The organism is Pedobacter foliorum, assembly GCF_013266735.1.
Classification (GTDB): domain Bacteria; phylum Bacteroidota; class Bacteroidia; order Sphingobacteriales; family Sphingobacteriaceae; genus Pedobacter; species Pedobacter foliorum.
On sequence record NZ_JABSNU010000002.1, the window covers coordinates 262791 to 275290 of the forward strand.

General features: G+C 39.3%; 8 protein-coding genes. 7 read left to right on the forward strand and 1 reads right to left on the reverse strand.

Annotation, left to right across the window (positions count from 1 at the left end; all coding sequences use genetic code 11):
- Positions 1–91 precede the first annotated feature (91 nt).
- Positions 92–1069: a GntR family transcriptional regulator gene (locus HQN83_RS04910; RefSeq protein ID WP_173089224.1), complete on the forward strand. Its 978-nt coding sequence runs from the start codon at positions 92–94 to the stop codon at positions 1067–1069.
- Positions 1070–1231: 162 nt separating this feature from the next.
- On the opposite strand, the gene HQN83_RS04915 is transcribed toward HQN83_RS04910, so the two are convergent.
- Positions 1232–3811 carry a TonB-dependent receptor gene (locus HQN83_RS04915; RefSeq protein WP_173089225.1) on the reverse strand — a complete coding sequence of 860 codons (2580 nt, stop codon included), beginning with the start codon at positions 3809–3811 and terminating at the stop codon, positions 1232–1234.
- 446 nt (positions 3812–4257) lie between these two features.
- Between HQN83_RS04915 and HQN83_RS04920 the strand changes: the two genes are divergently transcribed.
- The 6 genes from HQN83_RS04920 to HQN83_RS04945 all read left to right on the forward strand — a co-directional run bounded on the left by HQN83_RS04920 (position 4258) and on the right by HQN83_RS04945 (position 12467).
- Entirely contained in the window at positions 4258–4812 is a 555-nt protein-coding gene (locus tag HQN83_RS04920) for a sigma-70 family RNA polymerase sigma factor (protein ID WP_173089226.1), read from the forward strand.
- Between the two features lie 115 nt (positions 4813–4927).
- Positions 4928–5950 carry a FecR family protein gene (locus HQN83_RS04925; RefSeq protein ID WP_173089227.1) on the forward strand — a complete coding sequence of 341 codons (1023 nt, stop codon included), beginning with the start codon at positions 4928–4930 and terminating at the stop codon, positions 5948–5950.
- A gap of 211 nt (positions 5951–6161) precedes the next feature.
- Positions 6162–9098, forward strand: a complete 2937-nt coding sequence (locus HQN83_RS04930) for a TonB-dependent receptor (RefSeq protein ID WP_173089228.1) — start codon at positions 6162–6164, stop codon at positions 9096–9098.
- 72 nt (positions 9099–9170) lie between these two features.
- On the forward strand, positions 9171–10088 hold the full coding sequence (locus HQN83_RS04935) for a sugar phosphate isomerase/epimerase family protein (RefSeq protein ID WP_173089229.1): 918 nt from the start codon (positions 9171–9173) through the stop codon (positions 10086–10088).
- Between the two features lie 21 nt (positions 10089–10109).
- A complete protein-coding gene (locus HQN83_RS04940) occupies positions 10110–10745 on the forward strand; it encodes a gluconate 2-dehydrogenase subunit 3 family protein (protein WP_173089230.1) in 636 nt (211 codons plus the stop codon).
- Positions 10746–10763: 18 nt separating this feature from the next.
- Positions 10764–12467 (forward strand): GMC oxidoreductase, encoded by a 1704-nt coding sequence (locus tag HQN83_RS04945; RefSeq protein ID WP_173089231.1) that lies wholly within the window; start codon positions 10764–10766, stop codon positions 12465–12467.
- The last annotated feature ends 33 nt before the right edge of the window (positions 12468–12500 follow it).

Genomic DNA, 12500 nt, shown 5'->3' on the forward strand with positions numbered 1-12500 from the left:
TTAACTGGTACGAACTGGTATGATTTTTTATTGTAAATTATAGTGAAAATGTCTGAACACTATTTATATTTGCCGGATATTATATAGATTAGTGAAAGAAAATAGATCGAAATATAAACTTGTGGTGAGTCATGTTATTGATAGGATTCAGTCGGAAGAATATCAGAAAGGTGATCGCATCCCCTCTATAAATGAATTCAGGAACACCTATAATTTGTCGCGGGATACTGTGTTTGCAGGTTTACGTGAATTAATGTCTAAAGGTATTATTGATTCAAATCATGGTGTCGGTTATTTTGTTACCAGTACTAAGACCAACTCATTGCGCAATATATTCCTGCTGTTTAATGAATTTAATGAGTTCAAAGAAGATTTGTACAATTCATTTATGGAAGCTGTGGGTAGCTCTGCTACAGTAGATCTTTACTTTCATAATTACAATAGACGGGTATTTGAAACGCTTATTAATGATTCCAATAATAAGTATACAGACTATGTAATTATGTCTGGAAAGTTTGAGGGTATTCAGTCATTGTTGGAAACATTGTCGGGTAGGGTATTTCTGCTGGATCATTTTCATTCTGAATTAATGGGAGAGTACTCTTCTGTTTCACAGAATTTTGAGAAAGATACCTATGAAGCATTAGTGTCTGCTATTGATCAGATCAGGAAATACAAACGTATTTTAATGGTGCAGAGTGAAGAAAAAGAGCCTTTAGAAAGATATGATGGACTTAAGGCTTTTTGCAATGAGTATGGATTTGAACATAGCTACCTCTCTGATACAGAGAAAAGAGAAATACAAATAGGTGATCTCTTTATCGTGGTTAAGGATAGAGATTTGGTGGATTTGCTTAAACAGGCAACTCTTCAGGGGTTAATTCCTGGGGTAGATTTTGGGATTATCTCTTACAATGATACACCTCTTAAGGAATTGTTAGCTGGGGGCATTACGACGCTTTCTACTGATTTTAAGCTGATGGGGCAGACAATGGCTAAGCTTATTGAGGCTAAGGGTGTTTGTACTGTTGCAAATCCTTGGAAGTTGGATGTTCGAAGGTCTTTGTAGGGAGGAGAGTTTTTACTTAAAATACGTCATCCTGAATTTATTTTAGGATCTCGCAAGAGAAGGGAAGCCTTGCTTGTGAGAGGTCCTGACCTCGAAGAAGCTGCGAAGCAAAATAAATTCAGGATGACGATGAGTGTTGAAAATTAGCTTAGAAAAATCAGTTTAGAACGCGTAGCGCACCGTAGCTCCGTAAGTTCTTGGATCGCCAAGTACACCTGCATATAGTCCAGAGTTTCCGGCTGCTGCCTGCAATTGTTCGAAGTAGTTAGTATTTCCAATATTTCTAACCCAACCAAAAATGGAGATTTTGTCTGATTTGAATCCTAATCTTCCGTTCACTAGTGTATAGCCATCAACATTTAACACTTTTGAAGGTGTTGGGTTCGAAGAATATTCTGAACGGTAACTAACATCCCCAGCGATAAAGAATCTACCATCTCTGCTACCTACTCTACCAGGAGCGCTCAATTCTGCACCACCTGAAGCATTCCATTTAGAGATACCTGGTATTCTGCCTCCTGAGGCATCTTTAAACGCTACTTGAGTAGCAGTACCATTAACAAGTTCCGTATGACCGGTTTCTTCTAAAGGAAGTGGTGCATTGGTGAATTTTTTATATTTACCATCAAGGTAAGCTACAGCCGCATTTACAGATAAGAAACGCTCTAACTGATAACTACCATCTATTTCAAGACCTTTTACGTTCACTTTTTCTGCATTGGCAAGGTAACCTCTGTTTACACCCAATTGAGGCGATTGTACGTTGGTTTGGTAATCTTTAATATCTGTATTAAAAGCGGTTACGTTTACAATAGCACCTTTAAGAGGCTTTGTTTTAATACCTAACTCATAGTGCTGAACATATTCTGGTTTTACTACAGCAAGAGATAAATCTGCTTCTCCGGTACTGGTAGTTGGCAAACCACCTACGTTCACACCCACTGGTTTATAAGCAGTAGAGAAAGTTCCATAAACATTTAACTTAGGATTAGGGCGGTACGATAATGTAACGTTACCAGATAAATTATTGTTATTAACGCTGGTATTGAATTTCTGATTGCTATAAACTAGCGCTTTAAGGGCAAGTAAAGCAGGATCGGTAGTTTGCAGACCACCATAAGTTACCCTGTCGTAATCAACATCTTTCTTGTCGTAAGTAAACCTTAAACCAGGTAAAACGTGCAGGTGTTCTACAAACTCCCAGTCAGCCTGTGCAAAAATTGCAGTACTTAAAGATTTGATGGTTGAATTGGTTTTAATACCAAAGCCATCTAACAGACCAGGGGTTGTGTAACCTGCCTGAGCACCGGTCGCAGATGTTTGTACAAATCTCCATTGATCTTTACCCACCTCTTCGGTCTGCGACAGACCTTTCAAATTTTGAGCAAGTGCAAATACACCGATCACACCACTTACTTTCTCGGCGATATCACCCGCGTATCTAACTTCTTGAGAATATTGATCATGACGTGAGTTACCTTGTGATTTGGTTAATGCAGCCACTTCTGAGAAATCCCTGTCGTTTGTAGGATCCCAGTTCCAGAATCTCCAGGCAGTAGTAGATGTAAGTGTTCCATTTCCTATTTTATAATCTACGTTTAAGGATATACCACCAATTGATTGATCCTGTTTCCAAGGTGTATTGGTATTGATCTCTCTTGAAAAAGGATCTATTTTAGGCTGCTGATATCCTAAATCGGTAATGATTTTGGCATATTGGCGGTAAGCGCTTCTTTCTGTAGTAGTTACGCCAGCGATTACCAATGGATAACCTGCCGGATGCTGAATGCTTACATCACTGCTTAACAATATTTGTAATTTATCTGACGGGGTATAATATAACTGACCTTTAAAACCAAGGTTGTTTTGGCCACTGTATCTGCGTTGTTCTCTGGTATTAAAAATTGTACCATCTCTTTGCGTGCCTGATATGGCTAACTTTGCTGCCAGATTTTTTGCAACAGCTCCTGAAACCGATGTTTTTGCTTGTATAAAGTTGTAATTTCCAACATTCAATTCAACTTTTGCTGTTGGAATCAGTGTTGGTTTTGTAGTAGTGATGTTAAAGGCACCTGCGGTTGTATTTTTACCAAACAAAGTACCTTGAGGGCCACGCAGAATTTCTATCTGTTCAATATCAAGAAAATCTGTTGAGGTAGCCGCCGGACGAGCCTGGTAAACTCCATCTACATAAAAACCTACTCCAGGATCAATACCGTCGTTGGTTAAGCCAAATGTTGACCCTAGTCCTCTGATGTTAAGTGTGGTGTTTCTGGCATTTGAAGCATATAGCTGTACAGAAGGAACCAGCTCTTTTAAACGGTTAACGTTAAAAGCTCCTGCGTTTTCTGCAGCCTGACCACCGATAACAGTAATTGCAATAGGTACATCCTGTAAAACTTCAGAACGTCTTCTAGAAGTTACAACTATTTCGTCTAGCTGAGCATTTTCAACCAAGGTCAGTTCCAAAGGAGTATCCTGAAACTTCAGAACCTGAAAATCCTGAGCCTTATAGCCGACCGAGCTAACTTGAAGATAGAAGGGTGGCTGTTGCTCTGTAGTAATGCTGAACTCGCCTTTATCATTGGCAAATGTATTGATTTTGGTACCTCTAATAAGTACGGTTGCATTGGGTACAGGAACACCATTGGCTCCCTTTACAATTCCCGTTACCGTGCTTTGGGCAAACGCGACGCTCGCTGTGAGTAGAAATGAGAAGAGAATAAGTAAACTTTTTTTCATGATTTTAATATTAAAATATTTGTTTGGTTATGCGCAGTTAAATACTTGGCTTTATGCGCGGTCATTTTGTTTGTTTATTATGGTTATTACCTGCGAAAAAAAATGCAAAGCAGGTCCATGGGGATGTTTTTTGACATCCTCTATAGGTGTATTTTAAAATTTGTTAATTGGATTTGTAAACGTTAGTTCTTGGTAGCGATTACAGAGGCCTGAATCAGCAACAACAATAACAGTCTAATAGGAAGTACATGTCTTCTTTAGCTATTTTTCTTTTCATTTTTGCAAAATGTAAATCTCTTTTCATTTGATTACAGGTGGTATACAGTTATTTAGTTCTGCAAATATATAATATATTTTATTACTTGCAATAAAATCCATAGAAATAGTAGATTATTATGGAAATTAGTGTTTATTGTTATATTTACGTTTAAACATGTAAATTATGTATGAGCGAAGAAACAGAAAGTTATGACCTGTTATTTTTACGTCTTAAAGCCGGCGATGAGCAGGCTTATAAGGAGATTTACGAAAAATTCAGTAAACTTTTGTTTCAGGCAGCTTATAATAAAGTAAGAGATAAAGTTGTTGCAGAAGACATAGTGCAGAATATCTTTATATCCATCTGGGAAAAGCGGGAAGAGTTGATGGTTAGGGATGCCAGACATTATTTGATGGGCTCTTTAAAATATGCGGTAATCAATTACATCAGATCGCAGGTAATGGAGAATAAGTACCTGGCATTTTCGAAAAACAATTCTGGCGGCGAAGAAGAGATTTTTAGCATGATTGAGGTAAATGACTTATCTGCTATTATCGAAAAAGGGATTAGCTCACTTCCTGATAAGACTCAGGAAATATTTAGATTGAGTAGATTTGGGCATCAGTCTACCAAAAACATTTCAACGGATCTTAAGATTTCAGAAAAGACGGTGGAGTACCATATCACCAGATCCATCAAATTTATTAGGGCTTATTTAAAGCATTATTATTTATTTCTTTAGCTTTTTTGTTTCTGTAAATCAGTTTGTTATCTTTTTTGTGAAAAAAAGTATGCACCCAGGCTAGGGTCTGACTCAAGTTGCGTTACTTACAATTATTAACCAAATATAATTGTTCATGAACAGGACATCTTTTTTAGATCTACTTAGCAGGTATCAGCAGGGGCATTGCACTGAAAACGAGAAAATATTCGTGGAACAGTGGTATGAATCCTTAGGTGAGCAAGACCAGGTAAATTTAAGTTCTACTGATCTTTCTAATATGAGTGCGCGTGTTTCCGACAAGTTATTCAGGAATATGCCGCAAACGAAAGAACCTATCCGCCGCAGCATTAGCTGGTATAAGATAGCGGTGGCTGCTTCTATAGGGATCGTTCTGGCTTGTTCTGCTCTATATGCTTATAATTACAATAATGCTGAGGCTGCCTTTAAAAAGGATAATGGTGAAAGCACACTAATCAGTAAAACCAACACAAGTACCAAAACACTTCAGGTTGAATTGAATGATCACTCTGTGGTGACGTTGCAACCTAATGCCAGTATTATTTTTCCTGCAACTTTCAGTAAAGACAAAAGAATGGTTTATCTGAAAGGAGATGCCTTTTTCTCGGTTACCAAAAATCCTAAGCAGCCTTTTTATGTGTTTAATAACAAGTTAAGGGTTAGGGTATTGGGGACTAGTTTTTTTGTTAGAGGTGAAGCTGGGCAAGTTGCAGTAAGTACCGGTAAAGTAGAAGTGAACGAGAATACTTGCAGAAACTTGTTCCACTTCCTCAAGAAAAAGAAAGTTGATGGAGTGTTGTTAACGCCTAACCAAAAGGCCGTGTTTGACGAACAGCATGAACAAATACAGAAAACTTTGGTGGATAAACCTCTTCCTTTGGCTACTTTAAATCATACGCCTTCAGCAGTCAATTTAAAATTCTCTGAAACGAGCTTAGCAGAGATTTTTGAATTGCTATCAAAAGTTTACGGGATCACCATAAATCTTAAAGATCCGGAAACGAGCAAATGTGAATTTACCGGTGATATTAACAATAAGGGGCTATACGAGCAGCTGGATTTAATTTGTCAATCCATTTCAGCTTCTTATACCGTTAAGGGAACCGAAATATCTATTACAGCGAATAATTGCAATTAACCAAATAACCAAACGTAAATTAAACAGTCATGAAAAAAAGCTTTACCAAAGACTCTCCTTAAAATAACTCGCATACCAGTTTTGATTTAATACCCTATAAAAAGACCGGCAATGTGGGCCATTGCCGGTCGATTTAAAATACATCGTAAAATGTATAATGGTATTGCTATGTCCAGTTAATCCGATTTATTAATGAACAATAACCAAAGTTATGAAACAAAAGTCATTTATTTCTATAGCAATTTATGCAATGAAATTTTCGATATACCAAATAATAGCCATTACATTATTAACCTGCACAGTGTCTGCTAAAACCTCTGAGGCTCAGGGGATATTAGATAAACGTGTGTCCTTAAAAGCAGATCAACAGAATTTTAAATCTATCATAGAGCAAATTGAGTTGCTAACCAACGTAAAGTTTGTCTACAGCACAAAGTCAATTAAAGCAAGTAAAAAAACTTCCGTTACTGCGGATAAAGAAAAATTAGGTAGCTTTTTAGACCGGCTGCTAAGTCCATATCATGTAAACTACAAACTGATCAGCGATAGGATTCTGCTTTTTGCCGAAAGCGAACCGGAATTACAAATTGTAAGTAAGGCGGCTGCGGATGGAGTTGTTTCCGGAGTCGTATCTGATGGTAAGGGAAATGGTCTTCCGGGAGTAAGTGTGTTGGTTAAAGGAACAACTGTGGGTACACTTACTGATCAGGATGGTCGTTTTTCTTTGAAACTACCCAATGCAGATAACTATGTGATCACCTTTACTTATATCGGTTACATTACTAAAGATGTGAGTATTACAAGTACTGAAATCAGTAAGCCAGTACTTGTTTCCCTTTCTGAAGATCAGTTGCAGCTGGATGGGGTAGTGGTTACTGGTGGTGGTAATCCAAAAAAGAAACTAGAGTCGAGTGTCGCAATTACTTCTATCAGTAATAAAGACATCAACAATAGGGCTCCCCTAAATAGTATTGACCTGCTAAAAGCCATCCCTGGTTTAACTGTAGAAAGTACAGGAGGAGATGGTCCGGGAAATGTGTGGGTGCGTGGATTCCCTCAACAAGGTGGATACATTTTTCTGGGGATACAGGAAGACGGATTGCCTTTATTGCCTACAGGTTTTAACTCTAATCCATCTATAGATCAGTATTATAAAACTGACTTGACCATTCAGAACGTGGAAGCAATCAGGGGAGGAAATGCATCAATTATACAAGCAAATACTCCTGGAGCCGTGGTAAACAATATCAGTTATGCAGGAGCAGAAAAGGCATATGGACAATTTAAGTTTACCACAGGGATGTCGCAGGGATTGTATCGTGCCGATGCCAATACAGGAGGTAAAATTAATGATCACATAAAGTACAACATTGGGGGCTTTTACCGTACAGACAATGGCGTGGTTGATCCTGGTTTCTCTCCTGCCAATGCAGGTGGGCAGATTAAAGGTAATATGACCTTTAGTTTTAATAACAATAAGGGGTTTGTACGTGTTTTTGGTAAATACCTGAATGATAAAGTACAATGGATGTTGACCAGCTATTATCCTTATGATGGAACCGGAAAACCAAGAAAGTACGGTTCATATGATATGGTTACGCAATCTATTACCCCAATTCAGACAGCATGGAGTTATACTGATCCTAATGCCGGTTCGTTTAATTTTAACCTGAGCGATGGGATGCATACCAAACTGGGCTCAGGTGGCTTTCAGTTTAATTACCTAACCGATAACGGATGGCAAATTGTTAACAATTTCCGTTATCAGAAAACAGCTACAAACAGTGCATTCTCTATACCTGCGGGGATAAAAGCACGCAGTGCTGCAACTCCTTACTTTTATCCTGATGGTAGTCCGGCAGCATTTAATTCCGGAGATCAGGTGATTACCAGTTCAGTTGGAGCACAGATGAACAGGGATGTTCAGGTAATCAATTATCTTGACTTTAAGAAAACGGTTAAAAACCATAGTTTAGCTATTGGTGGTGGGATACATCAGTACAATAGAGATGACTTACGTTATGCTTTTAGGTCTTATTCTGAATTTAAGGAACATCCGAGCCTTTTATTGCTTAATCCTACAGATGAGGAAAGAACACCGCAAACCAAAACCACTGTAATTGGTGATACAAGAACTTTATCAATTTATGCCAGTGACGAACTGAAAATAAGTGAAGCATTCAGGTTGGATGTTGGGGTACGTGTTGACAACCAACATGTTGAAGGTAAGCGTCCTTTTTATGCCTTTAATGCAGATGGAACACCTAACTATACCGCTGCTTCTAAGCCAACAATAGCAGGTTATACCCCTTACAATGAAAGCATCACCAATTGGGCAGCTTCTGTTGGTGCAAATTATAAAATCAGTGCTACAGCGAGTATGTTTGCTCGTGTTACCAAAGCTTATAATGCTCCAAATATTGGTGATTACAATGCGACGGCCTATAATCCGGCGAATATTAAAGATCGTCCGGTTTATCTGGCAGAATTGGGTTATAAGTATGCAAAAAATGACCTGGCTATTTTTGCTTCAGGAAGTTATTCTGCAATCAAAAATACCTCGCTAACAATCAATGTACCTACAACAGCTGCTGGTCAGCAGGCTCTAATTGCTTTTGGTTCAACCCGTACCTGGAGTGCAGAGTATGAAGTGTCTTACAAATTGTTTAAGCCATTAACCGTAAGGTTTACCGGAACAATTCAGGATTCTAAATACACTGATTATGATGCTTCTACTAAATCTAATAGTGCAGTTATGGCCGAATTTGGAGATAAGGTGTACAGTTTCACAGGAAAGAGAACAGAAAGAGTACCTATTGTGAATACTGAACTTTCCTTGAACTATGAGTTTGGAAAAGCCAGTCTGTACGTTTTAGGAAATTATGTAGGCAGTAGATTTACTTCACCTAGTGATAGTTATAAATTACCTGCATATCTCATTATGCGTGGTGGTGCCGGATACAAGATTACCAAACAGATTGATGTTCGGTTGTGGGCCGACAATTTGCTGAATGCAAGAGTGCTTACCGAAGGGGATGTTAGAGGCGATCAGTTCCGTGATTTTTCTACCATCGCACCTGGTACACTATCTATCGGAAGAACGTTATTACAACGTACTTTCTGGGGTTCTTTAGCTTATTCCTTCTAGTAATACCCGGGTCGGATCTGAATCGTCCGGCCCTTTTTTTAATGTTATTTCTAATCCTAATTCAATAACTATATGAACAACAGAAGAGTTTTTCTACAGCAATTGGGCATGGCTGCTATGGCGGCAATGTTGAGCGAGTCGGCCATTGCTGCTACAATGGGCAATATGGGTAGCCAGATTGGCTCACACAAAATCGGGTTGCAATTATTTACCTTAAGAGAGTTGCTTTTAAAAGATGTAAAAGCCGTTATTTCAAAGGTTTCTCAAATTGGTTATAATACGGTTGAGACTTATTATGGCTATCCTGGTGCGTACGCGGCAGAAGGTTTTTGGGGCTTGGATGCAAAAGCATTTCGTGCCTTGCTGGAAGCCAATCAAATGAGCTCTCCAAGTGGGCATTATAATGTAACGGCTTATTTATCGCCAGATGGAAATGAGGATGTGCTGAAATCTCATATCGAAACTGCGGCTATTGTAGGTCAGCAGTACTTCGTGGTTCCGGCAATGCCAACAGAAATCAGAACATCCGGTACCATCGATGACTATAAACACATGGCAGAGAAGTTTAACAGGGCAGGTGAACTATGTAAAGAACATCAGCTTAAACTTGCTTACCATAATCATGCATTTGAGTTTAAAGATCAGGGTAATGGGCTTACTGGCTATCAGACACTGCTTAAAGAAACTGATCCGTCACTGGTAGGTTTTGAATTGGATATCTTTTGGCTTATTAATGCTGGCTATGATCCTTTGACTTTATTTAAGGAAAATCCGGGTCGTTTTAAAATGTGGCATGTAAAGGATATGGACAGGGCCGACAAATCTATTTATACCGAAGTGGGTACTGGCAGAATTGACTATAAAAGTATTTTGGCCCAAGCTAAACTATCTGGCCTGGAAAACCTCTTTGTTGAGCAGGACATTATCAAAATTGATCCTTACGAGAGTATTACTCAGAGTTTAAAATATGTAAAAGGCTTGTTGGGCTGATCATAGATCTTAAGACTAAATATGAACAGAAGAGAAGCCATAAGAAATGTTGCTTTCCTGATGGGAGGCGCATTGTCAGCTACAACAATTGGGGTTTTCCTTGGAGGATGTAACTCACCATCTACTGCAACTAATATTGACTTATTTACCAATGACCAGTTGAAACTGATCACAGAAATTTCGGATATCATTATTCCTGATACTAGTTCTCCCGGAGCTAAGGCTGCTGGTGTAGGGCCATTTATTGCCCTGATGGTAAAAGATTGCTATCCTCAGGATGCCCAGGAGGCTTTTGTTGAAGGTCTGGATAAATTAGAAAAGCAAGCAAGGGATCAGTTTAGTAAATCTTTCCTGGAACTTTCTCAAGAGCAACGCACCGAGCTATTGGGGAAACTCAGGGAAGAAACCCTTGCTGCAATTAAAACAGAGCAGGAAACATTGGGGCAACAGAAAAGTCCTGATGTAGCGAATGATATACTGCCTAAGGAAAAACCGAAAACAGTACCCAGGTTTTTCTCAATTGTCAGAGATCTGACTTTACTAGGATATTTTACTTCAAAGATTGGTGCTACCCAGGCCTATGAGTACATCCAGATACCCGGTCGTTATGATGGCTGTGTAGATTTAAAGCCCGGTCAACGTGTTTGGGCATCGTAAACCTTTTATTATTAAATCATGAGCAACTTAAATATTAAAGCAACAGCGCAAAATACATACGACGCTATTGTTGTAGGATCGGGGATTAGTGGTGGCTGGGCTGCAAAAGAGTTAACGGAAAAAGGGTTGAAAGTTTTACTTCTTGAAAGAGGCAGGAACATTGAACACATTAAGGATTATACTACGGCGATGAAAAAGCCATGGGAGTTTGAGCATCGTGGCAAGATTACCGAAGCACAGAAAGAAACGCACCCGATTCAGAAAAGGGATTATCCTTATACAGAATTTAATGAAAGTTTTTGGGTAAATGATTTAGAGTGCCCTTACACTGAGGTTAAACGCTTTGATTGGTATCGCGGTTTTCATGTAGGTGGAAAATCATTAATGTGGGGCAGACAAAGCTATCGCTTTAGCGATTTAAACTTTGAAGACAATTTGAAAGACGGGCATGGGGTTGATTGGCCGATCCGTTATAAAGACCTTTCTCCATGGTATGATTACGTAGAGAAGTTTGTGGGTATTAGTGGGCAGGCAGAGAACTGGCCGGCATTGCCTGATGGACATTTTCTTCCTCCGATGGAGATGAATTGTGTAGAAAAGGAAGTTAAAAAACGCATTGAGGCTAAATGGAATAAATCCAGAATCATGACCATTGGTCGCACCGCCAATTTAACTGTTCCTCATGGAGGTAGAGGGTCTTGTCAGTATCGTAACCTTTGCAGTCGCGGTTGTCCTTTTGGGGCGTATTTCAGTACGCAATCCTCAACACTTCCGGCTGCTGTAGCTACTGGTAATTTAACTTTACGTCCTTTTTCTTTGGTAAACAGTATCATTTATGATAAAGAAAGTCAAAAGGCGAAAGGTGTAGTGGTGATTGACTCTGAAACCAAGGAAACGACGGAGTATTACGCTAAAATCGTATTTGTGAATGGATCAACACTTGGAACAACATTCATTTTGTTAAATTCTGTTTCCGATGAATTTCCTGACGGACTAGGTAATGGTAGCGGGCAGCTGGGGCACAACCTAATGGATCACCATTTCCGCTGCGGCGCTAAAGGGAAAGCTGAGGGCTTTGATGACAAGTATACTTATGGACGAAGGGCTAACGGAATTTACATTCCAAGATACCGAAATATGGGGAATGATAAACGGGATTATGTAAGAGGTTTTGGCTATCAGGGGGGAGGAAGTCGTGGTAATTGGCATGCAGATGTTGCTGAGATGGCTTTTGGTGCAGACTTTAAAGAGCAGATGACTACTCCAGGTGCATGGGAAATGGGATTGGGTGGATTTGGAGAGTCGCTGCCTTATTATGAAAACCGCGTTTATATAGATAAAAGTAAAAAGGATAAATGGGGGCAGCATGTGTTGGCTATTGATTGCGAGTTTAAAGATAATGAACGTAAAATGCGTGTTGATATGATGAATGATGCGGCTGAAATGTTAGAAGCAGCAGGACTAAAGGATGTTCAGACTTTTGACAATGGCTCAGCTCCGGGTATGGCAATCCATGAGATGGGAACTGCCAGAATGGGACATGATCCTAAGACCTCAGTACTTAACAAGTGGAATCAGATGCACGAAGTGAAAAATGTTTTTGTAACTGATGGCTCGAGTATGGGATCTGCTGCATGTCAGAATCCTTCGTTGACTTATATGGCATTAACCGCAAGAGCCTGCGATTTTGCAGTTAGCGAATTGAAGAAGGGAAATCTTTAAGGTCACAATTTCCGCTTCTTTGTTCAGTTTGTC

Excerpts from the sequence above, each read along its gene's own strand:
- HQN83_RS04915 (WP_173089225.1), bottom strand. The coding sequence starts at position 3,811 with ATGAAAAAAAGTTTACTTATTCTCTTCTCATTTCTACTCACAGCGAGC.
- HQN83_RS04920 (WP_173089226.1), top strand. The coding sequence starts at position 4,258 with ATGAGCGAAGAAACAGAAAGTTATGACCTGTTATTTTTACGTCTTAAA.
- HQN83_RS04925 (WP_173089227.1), top strand. The coding sequence starts at position 4,928 with ATGAACAGGACATCTTTTTTAGATCTACTTAGCAGGTATCAGCAGGGG.
- HQN83_RS04930 (WP_173089228.1), top strand. The coding sequence starts at position 6,162 with ATGAAACAAAAGTCATTTATTTCTATAGCAATTTATGCAATGAAATTT.
- HQN83_RS04935 (WP_173089229.1), top strand. The coding sequence starts at position 9,171 with ATGAACAACAGAAGAGTTTTTCTACAGCAATTGGGCATGGCTGCTATG.
- HQN83_RS04940 (WP_173089230.1), top strand. The coding sequence starts at position 10,110 with ATGAACAGAAGAGAAGCCATAAGAAATGTTGCTTTCCTGATGGGAGGC.
- HQN83_RS04945 (WP_173089231.1), top strand. The coding sequence starts at position 10,764 with ATGAGCAACTTAAATATTAAAGCAACAGCGCAAAATACATACGACGCT.